Origin of the sequence: Fibrella aquatilis (genome assembly GCF_017353255.1) — a bacterium.
Classification (GTDB): domain Bacteria; phylum Bacteroidota; class Bacteroidia; order Cytophagales; family Spirosomataceae; genus Fibrella; species Fibrella aquatilis.
The window spans coordinates 18,795-38,904 of record NZ_JAFMYU010000029.1; the positions used below are offsets into that span (position 1 = coordinate 18,795).

The 20,110-nt window shown below is 55.5% G+C and carries 17 protein-coding genes; 7 read left to right on the forward strand and 10 right to left on the reverse strand.

All coding sequences use genetic code 11. The annotated features are described in order from the left end of the window. Positions 1-142: 142 nt before the first annotated feature. The 5 genes from J2I48_RS24840 to J2I48_RS24860 form a co-directional block, all read right to left on the reverse strand. Positions 143-1,279 carry a DUF4097 family beta strand repeat-containing protein gene (locus tag J2I48_RS24840; protein ID WP_207338224.1) on the reverse strand — a complete coding sequence of 379 codons (1,137 nt, stop codon included), beginning with the start codon at positions 1,277-1,279 and terminating at the stop codon, positions 143-145. Then, complete coding sequence (locus J2I48_RS24845) at positions 1,266-1,853, reverse strand: hypothetical protein (protein WP_207338225.1); 588 nt, start codon at positions 1,851-1,853, stop codon at positions 1,266-1,268. The genes J2I48_RS24840 and J2I48_RS24845 overlap by 14 nt, the downstream gene beginning before the upstream one ends. An 87-nt stretch (positions 1,854-1,940) precedes the next feature. Continuing rightward, positions 1,941-2,507 carry an RNA polymerase sigma factor gene (locus tag J2I48_RS24850; protein ID WP_207338272.1) on the reverse strand — a complete coding sequence of 189 codons (567 nt, stop codon included), beginning with the start codon at positions 2,505-2,507 and terminating at the stop codon, positions 1,941-1,943. A 202-nt stretch (positions 2,508-2,709) separates the two neighbouring features. Next, complete coding sequence (locus J2I48_RS24855; RefSeq protein ID WP_207338226.1) at positions 2,710-4,014, reverse strand: cryptochrome/photolyase family protein; 1,305 nt, start codon at positions 4,012-4,014, stop codon at positions 2,710-2,712. A gap of 132 nt (positions 4,015-4,146) precedes the next feature. Continuing rightward, on the reverse strand, positions 4,147-5,064 hold the full coding sequence (locus tag J2I48_RS24860; protein ID WP_207338227.1) for a serine hydrolase: 918 nt from the start codon (positions 5,062-5,064) through the stop codon (positions 4,147-4,149). 109 nt (positions 5,065-5,173) lie between these two features. Here J2I48_RS24860 and J2I48_RS24865 point away from each other — a divergent pair, with 109 nt between their 5' ends. Both J2I48_RS24865 and J2I48_RS24870 read left to right on the forward strand, forming a co-directional pair. Further along, a complete protein-coding gene (locus J2I48_RS24865) occupies positions 5,174-5,959 on the forward strand; it encodes a porin family protein (RefSeq protein WP_207338228.1) in 786 nt (261 codons plus the stop codon). 39 nt (positions 5,960-5,998) lie between these two features. Further along, positions 5,999-6,754: a porin family protein gene (locus J2I48_RS24870; protein ID WP_207338229.1), complete on the forward strand. Its 756-nt coding sequence runs from the start codon at positions 5,999-6,001 to the stop codon at positions 6,752-6,754. A 32-nt stretch (positions 6,755-6,786) separates the two neighbouring features. Here J2I48_RS24870 and J2I48_RS24875 read toward each other — a convergent pair whose 3' ends face one another. The 3 genes from J2I48_RS24875 to J2I48_RS24885 form a co-directional block, all read right to left on the reverse strand. Further along, complete coding sequence (locus J2I48_RS24875) at positions 6,787-7,614, reverse strand: DUF3667 domain-containing protein (protein WP_207338230.1); 828 nt, start codon at positions 7,612-7,614, stop codon at positions 6,787-6,789. A 52-nt stretch (positions 7,615-7,666) separates the two neighbouring features. After that, a complete protein-coding gene (locus J2I48_RS24880) occupies positions 7,667-8,599 on the reverse strand; it encodes an NAD-dependent epimerase/dehydratase family protein (RefSeq protein ID WP_207338231.1) in 933 nt (310 codons plus the stop codon). 121 nt (positions 8,600-8,720) lie between these two features. Further along, entirely contained in the window at positions 8,721-11,072 is a 2,352-nt protein-coding gene (locus J2I48_RS24885; protein ID WP_207338232.1) for a DUF7133 domain-containing protein, read from the reverse strand. A 562-nt stretch (positions 11,073-11,634) separates the two neighbouring features. On the opposite strand from J2I48_RS24885, the gene J2I48_RS24890 reads away from it, so the two are divergent. Both J2I48_RS24890 and J2I48_RS24895 read left to right on the forward strand, forming a co-directional pair. Then, positions 11,635-12,366 carry a porin family protein gene (locus J2I48_RS24890; protein ID WP_207338233.1) on the forward strand — a complete coding sequence of 244 codons (732 nt, stop codon included), beginning with the start codon at positions 11,635-11,637 and terminating at the stop codon, positions 12,364-12,366. A gap of 3 nt (positions 12,367-12,369) precedes the next feature. Continuing rightward, a complete protein-coding gene (locus J2I48_RS24895) occupies positions 12,370-12,657 on the forward strand; it encodes a hypothetical protein (RefSeq protein ID WP_207338234.1) in 288 nt (95 codons plus the stop codon). A gap of 148 nt (positions 12,658-12,805) precedes the next feature. Here J2I48_RS24895 and ald read toward each other — a convergent pair whose 3' ends face one another. Beyond that, complete coding sequence (ald, locus tag J2I48_RS24900) at positions 12,806-13,936, reverse strand: alanine dehydrogenase (RefSeq protein WP_207338235.1); 1,131 nt, start codon at positions 13,934-13,936, stop codon at positions 12,806-12,808. 337 nt (positions 13,937-14,273) lie between these two features. On the opposite strand from ald, the gene J2I48_RS24905 reads away from it, so the two are divergent. Both J2I48_RS24905 and J2I48_RS24910 read left to right on the forward strand, forming a co-directional pair. Continuing rightward, positions 14,274-14,744 (forward strand): Lrp/AsnC family transcriptional regulator, encoded by a 471-nt coding sequence (locus J2I48_RS24905; RefSeq protein ID WP_207338236.1) that lies wholly within the window; start codon positions 14,274-14,276, stop codon positions 14,742-14,744. A gap of 180 nt (positions 14,745-14,924) precedes the next feature. Beyond that, entirely contained in the window at positions 14,925-16,634 is a 1,710-nt protein-coding gene (locus J2I48_RS24910) for a beta-helix domain-containing protein (RefSeq protein WP_207338237.1), read from the forward strand. 137 nt (positions 16,635-16,771) lie between these two features. Here the strand turns inward: J2I48_RS24910 and J2I48_RS24915 are convergent, their stop codons facing one another. Beyond that, complete coding sequence (locus J2I48_RS24915) at positions 16,772-17,887, reverse strand: NAD(P)/FAD-dependent oxidoreductase (protein ID WP_207338238.1); 1,116 nt, start codon at positions 17,885-17,887, stop codon at positions 16,772-16,774. A gap of 197 nt (positions 17,888-18,084) precedes the next feature. Between J2I48_RS24915 and J2I48_RS24920 the strand changes: the two genes are divergently transcribed. After that, positions 18,085-20,043, forward strand: coding sequence for an alpha-amylase family protein (locus J2I48_RS24920; RefSeq protein WP_207338239.1), 1,959 nt, complete (start codon positions 18,085-18,087; stop codon positions 20,041-20,043). The last annotated feature ends 67 nt before the right edge of the window (positions 20,044-20,110 follow it).

Genomic DNA, 20,110 nt, shown 5'->3' on the forward strand with positions numbered 1-20,110 from the left:
TGTCTGTTTGTGGGTTTGTCTGTTGATTTTATAACAAACAAACCCACAAACAGACAAACCACTAGACAGCCTCTCTCTTTCCCACAAAGATAAATTCACCCTACACCAAACCCTATCAGTTCACTTGGAAAGGGGGTAATTATTATTTGAAACGCACGTCGCCGTAGCTGGCTACTACCCGGATGTGGGGGCCACCGCCGGTGCCAAAATGGCCAATGTACTGCCGGGTTTGACCACGGACAGGCGGGGTGGGCGGCGTTGGGGTATTAAGCCGAAGCGATGGCAGGTTGGGGTAACTAAAGCCCCCGTGTGTGACAGTGATGTCGAAGTTGCCGTTCGATTCGTTCTGCACGGGCATGGCCACGGTAGAATAGTTGGCCTCTACGTCGATCTTATTGGCCGACGCTGCCACCTGCCCAAGCAGGAATCGCCGGGCGTAGTTCAGCCGCACCTTGGCCGACTGCCGGATCAGCCCAATGCTGGCATCGGCGTAGTTCATGCGGGCGTTGACCTGGTTAGTTTCGCCAATTTTCAGCTTGCCGTAGTCCTGCACGATAGACAGCACATTGCCCGAATTGATGTCGATATCGCCAAAGGACATGGTAAGACTGCCGTTCTGAATGTCGCGGACGGAGACGTTGCCAAATTCGGCCTGGATACGCGTGTTGGGGTTGTTGAGGTCGGCCCCATACACGTTACCGAACTTCGACGATAGCGACAGCGGTGCCCAGAAATCGGGGATGGTGGTGTTGCCGAAGCTGTTTTTTATGGCTAGTCGATTGGCTTTGGGCATCGAAATCCGGTAATCGACGCGCAGAAAATTACGCCGGTCGCCCTTTTTCCATCCCCCGTCGAAGCCGTCGGCAATGACCGTTTTGAACGAAAAGGTGTCGTCTTTGCGCTGCTCGTCAATCGTGACGGCATCCAGAATTTTGCGGGCGCGTTCGGGTCGTTCAGACGAAGCCGTCACGGCCACCTCTACCCGCATTTCGTTGCGATCCCAGAGCGTCACGGTCACGTCGCCAAAATGGTTGTCGACCGAAAGCGCGTCTTTGCTGGTGACGGTGTAAGACTTCACAATGGCCCGGTGGAGTTCGGTGCGGTCGTCGGGTTGGCTGCTCCAGCGCTCTACCCGCACCGGGCGGATAGTTAGCCCCCAGGGCAGGGTGTCGGCTTGGGAAGCATCGGCCTGAATGGCATCAGGTGTTTGGGCCAGGCTGTTTTGGCCAATGAGGGCCAGCAGGTAAGCGCTAAACAGAACTGCGTTAAACCGTTTCATGGGTGGTGTTTTGTTGTTTCATGCGTTCGATCACGCGTAGCTGCTCGTTGAGCAGGTCAATCTGGAGCTGCAGGTTCTGGATCATGGCCTGAATCAGCAGTTCCTGGTTGGGTGTTTCGGGCAGGTCTTTTTTCAGGGCCAGGTAGCTGGTTTCCAGCCGGTCGAGGTCGTTGGCGAACTGCTGGTATAGGCCGGGGTTGTTGGCCGCCAGAGCTTTCAGCTCGTCGCGCTTATCATCAATCAGGCTGGCATACTGTGCCACCTCCTTCGCGTAGGCAGGGCTGACAGCCACCACTTCGGGTTGTTCGGTGGCAGCATAGCGGGCGTTGACCCACCACAGCACACCCAGCAGTACCACTATCGAAGCGGCCACCGCCCACCACCGCCGGGCCACGCCAGATCCGCGTTGAACGCCCAAAAAAGGCCCTGACGGCTTATTTTGGCCATTTTCTGCCGAATGGTTATCACCTGCCGGTGGGGGCAGCTGTGCCGCCAGCCGTTGCCAGAAGGCATAGGTGGGGGCATCCTGCTCAAATTCGTCGCGGTGTTCGCGTATAAAGTTTTCGAGAGACATTTTTACTGGTTATTCAATGGTCATTCGGTGGTCATTCATTGCCTTTATAACGAATGACAGCGCAGCGAAATGACTAATGACTAATAACTATAATTCACTAATTAACTTCCTCTTCGCCCGCAGATATTGCGAGCGGGAGGTTGATTCACTGATGCTGAGGATCTGGCCAATTTCGTCGTGGTCATAGCCGTCAAACAGGTAGAGAGTCAGTACTACGCGGTAGCCGTCGGGCAGGCGGGCCACGGCCTGTCTGACCCGTTCCACGTCCCACTGCATCTGCGCTTCGTCGATCCCTTCGCCCTCTTCGGCCCGGTCAAAATTCTCATTATCAAGGGTTTCAGTTGAAACCAGCGGTAGCCGACGCGTTCGTAGGCAACCCACGGCCCGGTTCACCACAATCTGTTTCAGCCAGGCTCCAAACGTACTCTCGCCCCGGAAGCGGTGCAGGTTGCCAAACGCGTCGACGAAGGCATCCTGGAGTACGTCTTCGGCTTCGGCATCGTGCCCCACAATACGTTTGCAGACGTTGTACATGGCTTTGGCGTAGCGCTTATACAGGTCATACTGCGCCCGTCGGTCGCCGAGCAGGCACCGCGCAACAAGGTCAGGGACAGGGTCCAGTGGCAGAATGGGCGTCAAGCGGGGTATGGCCATTTCCCCGCCAGCCGCCACACTGCCAGTTGCCGGATTCGAGGCCATTGGTTTAGATCATCAGTGCAGGAAAGACGCAGCTGCGAAGGAAACGTTGCACGGATTTACGACTTACGATGTACGAATTACGATTTATCGCTTACGCCAGCGTACACATGCGCTGGCGTAAGCGATAAATCGTAATTCGTACATCGTAAGTCGTAAATCACTCCTTCCTCAACCCTTCCTTATATACCTCCACTACCCGTTGGCGGGCGAAGGCGTGGTCGATGATGGGGGCGGGGTAATTCAGGCTGTTGTATTCGGGCACCCAGCGGCGGATGTATTCGCCTTTGGGGTCGAACTTTTCGGCCTGGGCGGTGGGGTTGAAGACGCGGAAGTAGGGGGCGGCGTCGGTGCCGGAACCGGCTGCCCATTGCCAGCCGCCGTTGTTGGCCGCCAGGTCGTAGTCGCGAAGTTTTTTAGCAAAATACGCCTCACCAATCCGCCAGTCGACGAGCAGGTGTTTAATGCAGAAACTGGCCACCACCATGCGCACGCGGTTGTGCATCCAGCCGGTTTCGTTGAGTTGGCGCATGCCCGCATCCACCAGCGGGTAGCCGGTTTTGCCCTGCTCCCAGCGTTCGATGTCTTCGGGTCGGTTCAGGAACTTGATGTTGTCATACTCCCGCCGAAACGCGTGCTGCTCTACGTGCGGGAAGTGGTCGAGCACCTGAAAATAGAAGTCGCGCCAGCACAGTTCGCTCAGGAATGTGGGGCTGGTTTCCTGCGCCTGCCGGGCCAGATTGCGGATACTGATGGTACCAAAACGGAGGTGAATGCCCAGTTCGGAGGTGCCCCGTTCGGCGGGGTAATCGCGCATTTTCTGGTACTGTTTCAGCAACGCATCATCCACCGTCGGCTTGGGAAAATTCTCACCCAGCGGCTCAAAGCCCATGTCGTCGAGCGTGACCATGGGTAGCGGGGCGGTCTTGTGCAGCTGGTCGAAGTACGTCTCGGTTGGGTACGATTTGGTGTAAAACGGGTCTGCAAGCTTGCCAAGCCAGTTGCGACTATAAGGGCCGAAAACGGTGTAGGGCTTGCCCGTGCCGGTAAGCACCTCGTCGTGGTCGAAGAGTGTCTGGTCTTTGTAGCTGTGAAACCCCGCGCCGACGGTCTTCAAAAACGCCGCCACCTCGGCATCGCGGCCTTTGCCGTAGGTTTCGTAGTCGTAGTTGGTGAAGACGTTGGTGATCTCGTATTCCTTTGCCAGTTCCTGAAATACTTCCAGCGGCCGACCATACCGCACGATCAGCGACGACCCCATTTTTTGCAGTTCATCCTGCAACTTGAGCACGTATTTGTAGATAAATTCCACCCGCCTGTCGCGCTTATCGTCGAGGTGATCGAGGATGTCTTTGTCGAAAATAAACAGGGGCAGCACAGGCCGTCCGGCCTTCAGGGCGTAGTACAGTGCGGCGTTGTCGTGCAGGCGCAAATCGCGCCGGTGCCACATAATGGCGATGGGCATAGTTCAGTGAACAGTTAAGGACAGTATACAGTATGCAGTAGTGCCCTGGCTTAACGGTTGGGCACGCGAACAAGGCTACTGTAGCAATAACACTGCATACTGCATACTGTTCTTAACTGCATACTGTAAAAGTTACCACCATTTTTCGTAGCCAGCCACGGGCTTGAAGGTGGATTTGGGTTCAAAATGCTGCCAGAGGAGGGCCGAGACGGTGCGGAGGAGAGCGAAGCCTTCGTTGTCGCGGGTCCAGGACTGGTCTTGCTGGTTTTTGGTCATCACGCAATAGACGTAGTCGCCGTGGGGCGCATGCACCAGCGCCACCTCTGACCGCGATTGGTTGACAGCCCCGTTTTTGCAGGCCACTTTTACTTCGGCGGGCAGTTGCGAGAGGCCGTCGCCGTCCCAATATTGTCGGCAGAGGTTGCGGTACATGCGGTCGCTGGCGTCGGGGCTAACGGCGCGACCCTGCCGGATGTAGTGGAGCAGACTGGCCAGTTCGCGGGGCGTGGTCTGGCCCCAGCCATATTGTTTCTGAAATGGTTGCCGACCCGGCGTGCGCGAGTTCACCCGCGTTTGCGAAAAGCCGTTGGCATCGAGCCAGGCGTTGATGGCCGTACCCCCGCCCGCCAGCGCCTGACACCAGAGGCTGCCGGTATTGTCGGAGACGGTTTCCATCAGCATAACCACCTCGCTTAGGGGCAGCTTGGCGCCGTCTTTCAGCGACCCCACAATGCCGTCATCGTAGTGGAGCGAATCCTTGTAAACCACCTCCTGCCCGTAGCTGATGTTGCCTTGCCTGATCTTATCGAACAGGCCAATCATAATCGGAATCTTAACTGTGCTGGCCGTAGGAAACAGCGTATCGGCGTTAATAGAGGCCGTTTTGCCGGTTTTTAGGTTCAACACATACACACCCGCGTTGCCTTTAAATCCCCGCAGGGCATCGGTTAGTTTTTGGGTGAGTTTGGCGTCTGGTTTATCCGGTGGATTCTGTGCGAAAAGACAAAATGGAAGGAAAATGAGCAGCAGAATGGTGTAGGGGCGAAGCATAGGCGGGTGTTGTTAAACCGATATGGTTGAAAGAAACCGTATCGGTTTAGTAAGTTGTGCCAACTGAAAGACTACTTTCTGGGTCTACCAAAAAACATTGTATCGACGTATGAAAACAGCTCTGTACCTCGCTTTTTCCTGCTTTCCTTTTGGCGCTACGACGCTGGCCCAAACACCCCAAAGCACGCATGTTTACCTCCGGGCAGGCATCGGGTATAGCCGCGCCACCGGCGGCCAGGCCACGTCAGCAACAGGCATACTGCTACTGACAGACTATTCGCGTAGCTATCCAAACGCGAGCGATGCCACTCCGCTTAACGTGGGTGGTTCCCAATGGCTGTTGGTCGGCACTGTGGGTGTCGGTGTAACCGTTCCCGTTAGCCCACATTTTGTTATTCAGGCCGAAATCAACCTGGAACAAAAAGGCTCCAAGGTAAACCTGACAGAAGCGTTGTACGACCGCGGGCTGATCATCTGCGACCCAGGCCCTTGTTCAACGTCTGTCCCACTTTTGGCCGATGGCAGCTTTTCGTCTCGTTTAACCTACCTGACGTTGCCCATTGTGGCCGGTTATCGGTTTGGCCAGCTAACCTTATCTGCCGGACCTTATGTAGGGTATAAACTGGCCGAACAACTTAGTGGCAGTTACTCCTTAAAGAACCCGTTGGTTGTTCCCATAAATACAGCCACCAGAGGCTATAAAGCCTTCGACGCCGGGTTTGTGGCTGGTATAGGCTACGCCCTGACTCCGCGTGTCGGCGTTGACATACGCTATAGCCAAGGATTGCTGTACCCGGCAAAAGCATTTCGGTACGGAATTTCTGGTAGTGAGCGTATGGAGGAATTCTACAATCAGTCAATGCAACTAGCCGTTCGGTACGAGTTAACGCATTGATTATGAATAATATGGTTATTTTATGATGATTAGCTCTGTATGAAAACGATACGCTACTTTCTTCTTTTCATCCTGCTTGCGTCGGTAAATATATTGGCCCAAACGCCAGGTAAGACGCGTGTCTATGTCCGAGCGGGGGTAGGTGCCAGCTTACCAAATTCGAGTGGGCAAAAGGTTCTGGTACTAGAATCGAGTTTTCAGTATGAAACGGAGGTGCTGGCTAAAGCGAGTGATGGAGTGGCGTTGCTGACCGGTAATGCGGGCGTTGGTTTGACCATCGATGTCAGTAAGCACTTCACCATTGGGGCCGAGCTGAACGTAGAGCAAAGAGGGTCACGCGCGGCCGTAGAGAAACTTACTTCCTATTGCACAGGCAATTGTGGCATCATCTATCAGCCACCAGTGTCCAATTCGGCTACCGGCCAAATCACAACCCGCCTGACGTACCTGACGTTGCCCATACTGGCCAGTTACCATGTGGGTGCGTTTTCTGTACTGGCTGGTCCTTATGTGGGTCTAAAGCTGAGTGAGCAACAACGGGGAAGCTACCAGCCTCTGATTAACAATGCCTATACCTACATTACCAATTTCAGTGCGGCTTCCGATGAGTTCAACGCGTTTGATGTTGGGTTCACCGGGGGACTCGGCTATGCATTAACGCCTCGTTTTGGTGTTGATCTACGCTACAGCCGAAGTCTGATCCGGGCCACGAAAGAATCAACTGACTATACGCTCCTGCCGTCGGTCATTAATCAAACTGTGCAAGTAGCGGCTCGTTATAACATAATTCTTTGATTATCAGATTATTAATTATAAAACTGTTTTCATCAGTGGCTGGTCAAAACGATTTTGTAAAACAACATCATTCGGTATGCAACCACGATGGCTGCCAGCGTGAGGCTGCTCAGCGTTGCCGTTAATAAAGACCAGACAACCCCAGTTTGGTAGAACCGGCGGAAGGCTAAAAACAGGTAGATGGCTAGGCTCAACAGGCCAATGAGGGTCACCAGCCTATCGCCGTAACTCACCCACCCCTGCTGCCCAAATAGCGCCATGAAAGGTACGGCAATGAGCAATTTCTCCAGTAGCATAAACAGTAGCATGAACGCCACGAAGTAAGTAGCAAAAACGAGGTGTTCAATAAACGAGCGTCGGGTTCTGATAAATAAAAGATTGAAAACCAGCGCGTAAAGCGGTATCAGCAGCACCAGAAAACCCTTTGAACTACTGGCCATGGCTGTGTTGAAACGGGGGGTAAACTCGTCCAGCGTTTCGTGGCGTTCAGCCAGCCTATGGTCAACGGTTTTGTTAGTGCCAAACGTTATGTAGGGTGTATAGTTTAGGAAACTGTCCAGTGGCTGATTGAACGCATTCGACGAGGTCAGCAGAAAAAATAGAAGGTTGATCAGCAGGAAAAACCCGAGTGGCTTCATGTAGCGTATCCGCCGACCTGCTACGTATTCGGCGGGAAGCTCACCTGGTCGTAGTAGCACTGCATGAAGCGTTCGCAGAAAATTATGGTCAGCGTGGGTGAAGGTTTCGAGTGACTCTTCCAGCATGTGCTTCAGCGACAGGCTGTGCGGGTCGTAGCGTTTCTCACCGCAACTGGGGCAGAAATTCTCCTGATGTGGGTTACCACAGGTCTGGCAGGTCATAAAGAGGCAGGAATATGATCACGCCAAGATACAGCGATAAATTATTCACCCACTACCGCCCTGCCAGCGCCGCCACGGTTTGTGTCACGGCCTCGACGTTGGTAGTAGGAGTGTACCTAAACGCCTTGTTGAACTTGGCCGAGTCGAAGAAGTAGTCGCGGTCATACTGGTAGCGCATCTCGTACATTTCTTTTAGAATGGGTACAAACAAACCCAATGCCCGCATACCCCAGCCCGGCAACACCTGAACGCCGTCGGGCTTCTGTAGCTCGTGGGCAAAGAGCGCGGCCCATTCCCGGCCGGTGGGGGCGTGGGGGTCTACGGGCAGGTTCCAGATTTGGTTATAAGCTGTGGGGGTGTTGCCCAACATGGCCGTGCCAATGCCCAGGTCGGGGGTGTAGCCGGTGGAGTGGATTTTGTCGGCGTCACAGAACCACTGCGCTTTTTTGCCCTTCACCATGTTGTCGTAGATCAGGCTCATGGTCACGCTCTTATCTTTTATTGGGCCAAAGAAATCGGGCGCGCGGGCAATGATCGCGTCGAGCTTTCCGGCTTCGACGGCCTCCAGTATGTGCCGGTCTACCGCTGCCCGTACCTCCCCTTTTTTGCTCGACGGATTCATGGGCGAGGCTTCGGTGAGGTGCTTGACGTTATCGCCGCCGATGGCGTAGACGTTGTCGAAGAAGACCAGTTTACTCTGGTGCTTCATGCAGGCATCGACCACGTTTTTAATCAGTACAGGCCACCGTTCCTGCCACAGTTTGGTGTTGTAATCGTAGCCGATGGTAACGTAGGTGATGGCGCTACCCGCTACGGCCTTGTCCACCTGCGCAGGGTCGTTGAGGTCGGCTGATAGGATTGTGTCGGTCTGGTTTACCTTCTTCGGATTGCGGCTTACGAGCCGGATGGGGTCGGTGGTGTGGTGGGGGAGGGCTTTGGCCAGTTCAACGCCAATAGCCCCGCCCGCACCGAGAATCGTTTGCATGGAAGGGGGGATTTCTGTTTTCAGTTTTGAGTTTTCTGTTTTGAGTTGCTTCGCGCTGTAATGGGCTGACGCCTGGCCCTTCGACAGGCGTCAGCCCATTACAGCGCGAAGCAACTCAAAACTATTTCTTCTCTAGCTCAACCAGCGTCCAGGGGGTAATGCGAGAGGCGGTTTCCTGGCGGATTTTGGCTACTTCGTCGGTCTGAATAATGGGCAATGTACGCCGAAAACCACCTGGTCCCGCTGGCCGAACTGGCGCAACCCCCGCCACCGTACTACCCGACAAGGAAGCCGTTTGAGCAGGGGGCGTGGCGGGAGGGACTGGCCGGGGTGGTGGTCCGCCAAATTCGTAGCGTATATAGTTGGCTACCGAGGCAATCCACTCATCGGTGTTGTCGGCTACGGAGGGCATCAGCGTGGGGTAGCTCTTCCCGTCGATGGGGCCAGAGAGGCCCTGCATCAGAATGCGCAGCAACACCGTATTGTCGACCAGGTGTTTCGACCCGGCAATGGGGGGCGCTACCAGGCTGGCCAGGCCTTTGCCGTCGGTGCCGTGGCAGGATGAGCAGTATGATTTAAAGATTTCGGCCCCCTTCAGCACCGAGTTGCGGTCGGTGGCGGCGAGGCTACCCAGCTTGCTGCCGTAGGTCTTGAAATCGGCATTTTTCTGGATACTCGCTTCCACGGCCATCAGCACTGGGTCGGCGGCGTTTTGGGCCAACAGGTCACTCACGGCCTTTTTGGCCCTGGGCGCGGTGCTGTAGTGCAGCGATTCGAGCACCTGAATTCGTACGTTAGGGTTGGGGTCGTTCTGGAGCGAAGCCACAGCACCAACCAGGGTTTCGTCGTTCTTCCGCAGAAACGGTTCGCCCAGCCAGATAGCCGTACGCCGAAGTTGCGGGTCGCTGTCTTTCAGTGCATTAGCTATTATTTCGGTATCAAGTGCGTCCAATCCTTCCAGCGTCCAGAGGGCGTGAATCTGGGCCAGTGTCGTTGGCTTCTGTGTTTCGCCAAGGCGCTTTCCCGCTGCGAGTTGCCGCAGGGCAGGTACTACCGATCTGTCGCCCAGGGCTACCAGCTGTTTTTGGGCATTGTCGCGCCACCAACCGTTGGGGTGGTTTAGGTACGTGACGAGTTGGGCGGGCGAATCATCGAGCAGGTGAGGCCGGGGCGCTGGCTTGGCACTGTCCTGCACCAGCCGCCAGATGCGCCCATGCTGTACGTGCTTGTCCAGCCCCAGCCGCTCAATCTGTGGCCGAATCCAGCTGCCCTTCGGTGTCCACTGCGACTCCTGAATGATGCCCCGGTTCATGTCTACGATATACAGGTTGCCGTCGGGACCGGTGTAGGTGTTTACGGGCCGGAAATTAAAGTCTGAGGAGGCAATGAATTCCTGCTCGTGGTACACGTTTTCAAGGCGCGTTTTGCCCCCATCGTTCACCACGTGCGCCCGGCGGATAATGCGGGCCACGGGTTCGCAGATAAGGTAGTCGTTCACGAGGTCGGCGGGGAGTTTGTCGCCCCGGTAGATCGATTGCCCGCAACCGGCCGTGAAGTGGTTCAGGGTGCTGTCGGCGCGTAATCGTTTACCGCCGCCCTGCGCATCGGGGTTGGCAATAATGGACCATACGGGCGCAAACGTGGCTTCGTCATAGGCATCGGCAAACTCCAGCGCGCCGTATTTGGGGTTGATCTGGAAACCCGCCCCCGCGTTTTCACCCCCACCCCGGCTGAAAAACAGCCGACCATAATTATCATGCGTGAGGCCCCACTGCCCGTTGGAACCGCTGGGCAACGAATCGACCGCAATGGTGCCGTTGGTATACCGGAACCGGACGGGGTCAACCGTGACGTAGAGCCAGTTATCGAGGTTCCAGTCGAGGCCGCTACGCTGATGTTCCAGATTGCCGGGCGCTTTGCGGTCGACGTGGTAAATGCGTTTTTTGTCATCGGCCACACCGTCGTTGTTGGTGTCTTTATACGACCACAGATCATACGTATCAGTCTCATTGACAAGCAGTTCGTGGTTTACGCAGAGCAGCATCCGGGGCAGCAGCAGCTTATCGATAAAGACCGAGCTTTTGTCCATTTTGCCGTCGCCGTCGGTGTCTTCCAGCAGCATCACGCGGCTCACGGGGTCGTGTTCGCCGGTGGCGTCGGCGTCCTGCATATACGTGTCCATTTCGGCCACGTACATGCGGGCGTTACCGTCCCAGGCAATGGCCACGGGTTCGTGAATCATGGGTTCGCTGGCCACAAGTTCCATGTGGTAGCCCGCAGGCACCCGAAAGGCATTTAAGCTCTGTTCGGGCGTGAGCTGCGCCGGGTTGGCAATGGGGTTGACAACCGGCTTCGGGTTTATCACCTGCTCTTCCGCAACGGCCAGCTGTTGTTGCGGCGTTTTGGCCACCGTGCAGGCCACCACCAGCGCCGACGCGCCCAGCAGGCCACTAATCCAGTGTTTTGTTTTCATGCTATTGTTGGCAGTTCGCCAGCAGGGTTTAGTTCGTTAAGTCGTTCACAATCTTGGTAGTTAAGGGCTAAGCGGAAGTTTCACAGGAGAAGGAACAGGCGGGTAGCTGTCTACCGTTGCCACTGCTTTTTTGTACGTTGTGCTCCCAACTGTCTACACCCTGACCGGGTCTTATGACTATAAAACACGCCTAAGCCTTTATGAAAATCCTGCTAACTGTGGTCGGCTTGCTGCTCGCATCGAAAAGCCTGGCCCAACCTGCGCCCCCTTCAACGCTGCCGTCTCTGTCCAGGATCGATAATATGCCGGTGTATACCTATTCTGGCAATGCCAGGCAGATGCCCATCCGGAATGGTCGCGGTGATGCCCAGCCAATGCCTTTGGCTACTACCCCTTCTCAATTTGATCACAGAGACCTGAAGCGATACCTATCGCCTCAACTTGAACAACACATAAAAGACATCAGCGCCGATACGACCCTGTTACCGAGGCTAGACTTTCTACGGCCGCCAGTGCCTAAAAAAAAGCCTGACTAAGCTTCAACCGCAAAACGCTCAATGTTATGAAGCATATCGTCTGTTCACTGCTGCTGCTGTTCGTAAATGCCTCATTGCTAGCTCAGTCTCCCAATCATGTGCAAGCGTACATGCGGGCGGGCGCAGGTGGCAGTCGGGCCATTGGGGATGGTACTTCATCAGGCGGAACGGTATATACAGTTCTTGGTAATAACGGCATAATGCCCTACGAGTTGGGTGGGAGCCACTGGCTTCTGACAGGTGCTATTAGCGCGGGTATTATCGCACCAGTTGATAATCATTTTGTGATACAGGCTGAACTTAGTATAGAACAGAAAGGATCTGAAAAACAGGTGACGAAAGCAGGACCCGGCGAATACTGTGATTTTGGGTGTTTTCCTTCTGCAGCCAATGGACGCTTTTCATCCCGTCTGACGTACCTGACGTTGCCCGTCATGATTGGCTACCGTTCTGGTAAAGCCACAGTGCTGGCCGGGCCGTATATCGGGTACAAACTGGGCGAAAAGATTCAAGGAACATATACGTATGGGCAATCGTCGGCTAGTGAAATACCCATTTCCAGCAGCGTCGAGCGGTACAAAAAAATTGATGCTGGATTCGTTGCCGCTGCTGCTTATGCTATTTCGCCGCGTTTTGGCATCGACCTGCGTTACAGTCAGGGCCTGCGCCATGTGGCCGAACAGTACAAAGGATACACCGAGCCGTTTTATAACCAGTCGGCGCAGGTTGGGGTTACCTATGCACTGACCCGCAACTGAACCATGACCGCCCACGAATTTATCCAGTCACTTACTGCCCAAACGCCGCCCGCTGAACTCAATCCCATTGCCAAGGCCCTTTGGCACGATGCCCGTGGCGATTGGGCCGCCGCGCATAACATCGCCCAGTCGCAAGAGGGAACGCCCAGTTACGACCACCTCCACGCCTACCTCCACCGCAAAGAAGGCGACGCGTTCAATGCCGGTTATTGGTACCGCCGCGCCCGTAAGCCCGTTTTTCAGGGGGCATTGGAAGAAGAGTGGCAGGCGTTGGTCGAAACACACCTGTGAACCCTCACCTAAAAAAGAAGGGCCGCCTTCCGCAGAAAGCGACCCCGTTCGTCGATGAATTGGTAATATTTTGCAGAAGATTTGAGAGGTAAGAGACAAGAATCAAGACTATCAACATCTTGTCTCTTGCTTCTTATCTCTTGCTTCTCTAACTCAAAACCTCCTCCTGCAACACCTCATTAACGGCGGTCAGGGGCAGGTTCCAGGCATCGGCGACGCCTTTGTAGACTACTTTACCTTCCACCACGTTAAGGCCTACTTTCAGTTCGGCGTTGTCGCGGCATGCTTGCTGCCAGCCTTTGTTGGCCAGTTGCATAACGTAGGGCAGGGTGGCGTTGGTCAGGGCCACGGTGCTCGTATAGGGCACTGCGCCGGGCATGTTGGCCACACAGTAATGCACTACGTCGTCGATGATATAGGTCGGGTCTTCGTGGGTAGTGGGGCGGCAGGTTTCAATGCACCCACCCTGATCCACGGCCACGTCGACCAGCACCGTGCCGGGACGCATCAGCTTCAGCATGTCACGCGTAACGAGGTGGGGCGCTTTGGCACCCGGAATGAGCACCGCACCCACAATAAGGTCGGCGTGTTTCACGGCCTCGCGGATGTTGTATTCGTTCGACATCATAGTATCGACGTTGGCGGGCATCACGTCGGCGAGGTAGCGCAGGCGGGGTAGGCTCACGTCCATCAGCGTTACATGGGCACCCAGACCAGCCGCCATGCGGGCCGACTGTGCCCCCACGATGCCGCCACCCAACACCAGCACATGGGCGGGTTTCACGCCTGGCACGCCACCCAGCAGAATGCCCCGTCCTTTCGATGGCTTCTCCAGGTATTTGGCCCCTTCCTGAATGGCCATCCGGCCCGCCACTTCGCTCATCGGCACCAGCAGGGGCAGACTCCGGTCCGTTTTTTCGACGGTTTCGTAGGCCAGGCAAACGGCACCGCGCTCAATCATAGCGTGAGTGAGTGGCTCTGACGATGCAAAGTGGAAATAGGTAAAGAGCAGTTGATTTTCCTTGATGAGCGGATACTCCTGAGCGATGGGTTCCTTTACCTTGATAATCATCTCGGCAATGCCGTAGATTTCTTCAATGGTGGGGAGCATAATGGCCCCAGCTCCGATATATTCTTCATCGCTGAAGCCGCTGCCTTCGCCGGCGTTCACCTGCACATAAACGGTATGACTAGCCTTACGTAGTTCAGCTACACCAGCGGGCGTGAGTGCCACGCGGTTTTCATTATTCTTAATCTCTTTGGGAACGCCAATAACCATAATGTCGAGCTGTCTGGATGGGTTTGACTCTGATAGTGCAAATGTATAAAAACAGAATATTGGCGCATAGATTCGCAAATAATCAGGACAAATGGCTAGTTTGATGTCATTTGGTAGGATATTTGGAAAGAACTATACGCTGATTGATTGATTCAAAGGATAATGTTCTTCGAGGTGTTGAAAAGGGTTTATGGTTGGTGGTTTTGCTGACGCACGGCCCCTCGACTGCGCTCGGGGTGACAACGACCTTGAATCAACTCTTTGATGTTACTCTAGTCCCCTGTCACCCCGAGCGCAGTCGAGGGGCCTACAGCGCGAAGCAGAACCACAAACCCCCATGACGCTCGATAAAATAGACCAGGCTATTCTGACGTTGCTGCAAACCGACGCCCGGCTCACGATTCAGGAAATTGGGCAGCGCATCAACTTGTCGAAAACACCGGTGCATGAACGCATCAAGCGCATGGAGCGCGAAGGCGTCATTGCCCGCTACGTGACACTGGTGGACAAGAAAAAACTAGGCAACCGCCTTCAGATCTATTGCCAGATCACCCTCGACAAACAAAACCGCGACAGCTTCGATACCTTCGATGCCGCCATTGCCAACCTGCCCGAAATCCTGGATTGCTGCCGGGTGTCGGGCACATTTGATTACCTGGTCAAGCTGATCGTGACCGATATGGATGCTTACAACCGCTTTTATCAGGACCGATTTTCTACCATTCCGGGCATTGTCCATATCAGCAGTTTTTTTGTCATGGCTGAAGTAAAAAGTACCACCGCCGTGCCCATAACTATGCCAGTTTGAGGCAGTTTGGCAACGGGGCGGGCTGGCGTGAATAGGCTGATTCAGAGGTCAAATAGTACCCTGTAGAGAATAAACGTCGTTTAATAAGATTCCCACATTAACTATAGACTACAGCGAGCGCTTTGACGTAAGTTTAGTTGACCGCACCCGCCAAACCGGACGGCCTCAAGCAACTTCGTTATGAAAACATTCCTGCGCTGGCCTTCAGCCCTGTGGCTATTTGTGGCCCTGATCACCGTTTTTGCGGCCTGCAAAGACAAGACTCCCGACCCTGCTCCGGTGCCTGTAGTGACCACCATCGCCAGCATCGACCCGGCCACGGCCCCCGTGGGTAGCACCATCGCCATCAACGGTACCAACTTCAACACCTCGCCCGGCAGCAACACCGTGAGCATTGGCGGCATAACAGCCACCATTGTATCGGCATCGGCCACGCGGTTGGTGGTGACTGTGCCAACCGGCGCACAAACCGGTGCCATTGCCGTAACCACGGGCGGGCAAACGGTACAGAGCACCACGCCGTTTACCGTAGCGCCCAGCCCGATTAAACCCACGGCTACTCTCCAGGGAACACTTTTCGTGAACCGGACGCTGAGCAAGGACACGGTTTATATTCTGAGAGGCTACGTCTATGTGGCCGCCGACTATACCATGACTATTCCGGCTGGTACGGTGATCAAAGGTGGTGGTCCTGAACTGGACCCGCTGGGCAAAAGCGCGGCTGGCACACTTATCGTAGAACGTCGCGGAAAACTCATTGCCAACGGTACGGCCTCGGCCCCCATTATTTTTACGTCGAACAAAGCCGCCGGGCAGCGTAAGCCTGGCGATTGGGGTGGGGTAGTGCTCATTGGTAAATCGCCCACCAACCGGCCCGGCACGACTACCTATTTTGGTGGGGTTCGCGGTACGGCCGAGACCTACAATGAGCCCGAAGACAACAGCGGCTCACTACAATATGTCCGTATTGAATATGCCGGAACGGGGCAACCCCTGGTGGCCGATAGCAAACTGGCTGGCCTGACGCTTATTGGCGTGGGGCGTGGCACGGTGATTAGCAACGTACAAGTCACGCAGTGCAGCGCCGACGCCTTCGCCTTTTACGGCGGCACCGTCGATGCAAAATACCTGGTGGCCAACCGCACCACCCGCAACGAGTGGACCACCAACTGGGGCTACATTGGTCGGGTGCAGTTTGGCGTGGGCCTCCGCGACGCCACCGTAGCCGATCCGACGGGCAGCAATGGTATTGAATCGCAGAACTACGACCCGGGTGAAAACGCCGACGGCTCACCGTTGGTTAAGTTGAGTGGCCTGCCACAAACAGCGCCGGTCTTCGCCAATATGAGCACGTTCGCGTTTAGCACAGCCCCCACGGCCATTTCGGCAGCTTCGCCGGGCTTAGGCTATTACCAGTCGGGGGTGTATCTCCGTCGCAACACGGGTTTCAGTCTCTATAACTCGCTTGTCTACGGCTATCCCGAAGGCGTTCGGCTGGAAGGCACGACCACGGGCCTCGCCGCCAGTCTGGCCAACGGAGCCATTGACCTGCGCGGCAACGTGTTTGCCAACACACTAACTTCAGCGGCCGGTAGTGGCACCATTACCAGCGGGGCGGCCAATACATTCCTGACTACCCCTGCTTTTGCCAATCAGTTTGTGGGCACAGCCGACGTTAGTACGCTGGCCCTGAACGGTGCCAATTTCAATACTACGGCCCCGAATTTTGTACCTCAAAGCGGTTCTACATTGCTGGCAGGGGCAGTAACGAACACCAAGCTCACGAGCGGTTTCTTTGTCGCAACTGCCTACCGTGGCGCTTTCGGCACCGACAACTGGACCACTGGCTGGACCAATTTCAACCCCCAGAATACAGATTACGATAGGTAGTCTGATGTACGAGCGGTCCGCCGCTGCGGTACGAATTACGATGTACGATTTATTGCTTACGCCAGAGCATGTCTACTTTGGCGTCAGCCATAAATCGTACATCGTAATTCGTACCGCAGCGGCGGACCGCTCGTACATCAGATCGTTTGCCCGTGGGTTTGCTTCATCACCGTGCGGAGGGCAGGTTTTATAGCTCCGAAAGCGGCGATGGCGGCTTCGCTGAGCCACGATTGGCCGAAGAGGTTTTGCACCGTGCGCCCCACCCACAATCGCCTGCTGAATAGCCGCGACCAGCCCGCCTGATAGTCGCGTTCCAGTGTGGCACGGTCTAGCTCGTTATGGAGAAACCGAGCAGACAACCCGCTGACGAGCTTGGCCCCGTGAATGGCCATGGCCATGCCGTTGCCGCAGAGGGGCGTAATCAGGCCCGCCGCGTCGCCCGCCATCAGGATATGGTTTTCCACGGCTTTTTTGGGTGCAAACGATACTTCGTTGATTACTTCGGGGCGGTCGTAGAGGAAGGTGGCAGTCTCGAAAACAGCCCGTAAATGCGGATTTTGGCACATCACCGCCTTTTCCATGGCTGCAATGGTACCGTGTTCACGCACGTTGGCGCGGGTGGTGAGGTAGCAGAAACAGTATTTACCGGCCTCGATAGCCGACATGCCGCAGTACCCGTCCGGGAAATTGTGCAGGGCAATCACGTCGTTGGGGAAGTCGATGCCGCTGATATGGTATTTCACCCCCACATAGGGCGAGGGTTCCCGCATAAACGCCCGGTCCAGCGTCTTGTCGAGCTTAGTGCGTTTGCCGAATGTACCCAGCACCAAACGGGCCATAAGGGCTTCACCAGTAGCTAGTTCAACGCTACATTGATCGTTGGCGAACGTGACGTTTTCTACGCTCTGCCCCAACCGAAAATTTACCCCAGCGGCCAGACCGAGGTGGTATAATTCATTATCGAGCACGTACCTGGAGATGCCAAATCCGCCCAGATCGAGGGGGGCTTTGAGCAACCTGCCCGACGGTGCCGAGAGCCAGAACTCGGTAATCCGGGCGGCGTCGAGCAGGGCCAGATTTACCCCTAGTGACTCGATGTAGGGCCGAACTTCGTTAGAGACATATTCGCCGCAGACCTTGTGGAATGGGTAGGTTTTGCGTTCCACCAGGGTGACGCCAAAGCCCGCCCGCGCCAGTTCAATGGCGCTTACCAGCCCCGCCAACCCCCCACCGATAATGATTACGTCCTGCATAGGAGGTAAACGGATTGTGTGAGGGTTTGGTTGAAGGCTGGTCATTGGCTATGCGTCATTAGTGGTCATTCATTGTCACTTGTTGTGTAAGCCATCGGAAGCAACCAATGACACTGAATGACCACCGAATAACCACTAAATGACAACGAATGACCACCAATGACGCATAGCCAATGACCAATAGTTACTTTTGCTCCATGCCAACCTCCATTGCTGAATTCAACGCCGACTGGCAACGCAATTACCCTACTTACCTGGGTCAATACCAGTCCGGGAAGATGTCGTACGTGCCCCATCTGCTGCCGCAAACGGCCGTGCAATTCTCGGTATATCAGACGCTGGATATTCTGCAAAAACGGCTGGGCACCGACCAGATGCGGCAGGCGCTGGACCCGCAACAGAGCGTCCCCTCGCCGATGCTGGGGCAAAAAAACGGCCAATGGCTACGAAAAAGCAATATGGTGGGCATCAACGTGCGCACCATCGGCTCGTTTTGGAACGTCATCAACTACACACTCACCCTACCCGCCTGCCACGACAGTATCCACCTGCTGCCCATCTGGGAGCCGGGGGTGGTGGGTAGCCTCTACGGCATGGTAAGCTGGCAGATCAACCCCGAATTTTACAGCGTCGACCTGGCCCGCTTTATTCCCACGCTCGACACCGTCGACAAGCAACTGAAGGTGGTGGTGAACCTGCTTCACGCCCTGGGGCGCACCGTGGGCATGGACGTGATTCCGCACACCGACCGGTTTTCGGAAATGGCACTGGTGCACCCGGCTCTGTTTGAATGGGTACACCGCGAGGGCTTCCGGCTGGTTGATCATTCCGAAAACGTATACAGCCATGTAGAAGAAGTCATCTGGCAATATCTCAACCAGCACGGCACCGTCGACGGTAGTCCCATTACCTACTCGAAAAGCGTTTTCTTTTCCACTCAGATCCCGATCCTCACCGACGAGCAGCGGCACCTGATCCTCTTCGGCCTCCCCGGCGACTATGGCGGGCGGCTGCGGCGGCGCATCGACCTTATCCGGCACCTTACGGCGCAGGGGTTCGAGACGCTGCCCATGACTATGGCCCCGCCCTACCGGGGGCTGCACATTGTACCTGACGATTTTGTGACAGACGAATTTGGGCAGACGTGGTACCAGTATGCGTTCAACCAGCCGCAGCAATTTTCGCGGGTGTTCGGGCCGTTGGCGCGGTATAAATTCTACCACAGCCTGAACGACAACCGCGACTGGCAACTGGACTTCGACAGGCCCAACCAACCCGCTTGGGACTATATCTGTCAGAAAGTGCGGGCCTGTCAGCAGCGATTTGGTTTCGATTTTATGCGCGGCGACATGGCCCACGTGCAGCTTCGCCCCGACGGCGTTCCGGCTAGTCCTGATGCCCACTACGACCCCTTGCGCACCATTAAGCACTACGTACAGGGTCTGGGTACGTCCCATTTTGCGTTTTTCGCCGAAACATTTCTAGCTCCCGACGATACGATGGCCTACGGCAACGAAGCCGCCCACCTCGAAGCCATCGATGCTGATAGTACGCTGGGCGATTTGCAGTCGATGGTGGTAGGGTCGGCGGTGTTCAACGAGCAGCTTACACGCTACATCGACTTTGCCGAAACACGACAGTTTGCGCCTAATTTTACGGTCATGACCGCCGACAAGGACGATCCGCGCTTTGATCTCTTTTACCGCACGGGCAACGTGTTCCGGTATTTTGTGGGCTTATTTTTGCCGCAGCTGCCCAGCTACGTGGGCCTTGGATTCGAGCAGCGGAATTTGCACGAAGAGCGCGGTGCCAACGAAGAATACACCAAGCTATATGTCTTCCGCATCAACGACGAGGTCGAAACCGATAAGGTGACCCACGGTCCGTTTGTGTGGGGCCAAAACGCAACGCAGTTCAATGCCATCCAACGCATCCGCGCCTTCGCTGAGAGCATCTGGCCTGACCTGACTGCCCAACCCATGCAGTGGCTCCAAAAACCCGATCCTGCCCAAGCCAACGGCACCGCCCTGGCCTGGCAAGTGGCTGATCATTACGTGTTTACGGCATCAATTGGGGAATCGACGGTAGCCGAGGTGCCCGGTATGCTGGTTTTCGAGGAAAGCGGTTGCCGGGTGTACAGAGTAGCGAAGAGCTAGGAGCTAAGAAGTAAGAGTACCGATTGGCCACCGCTTGCCTCTTGCTTCTTGACTCTCACCTCTTCGC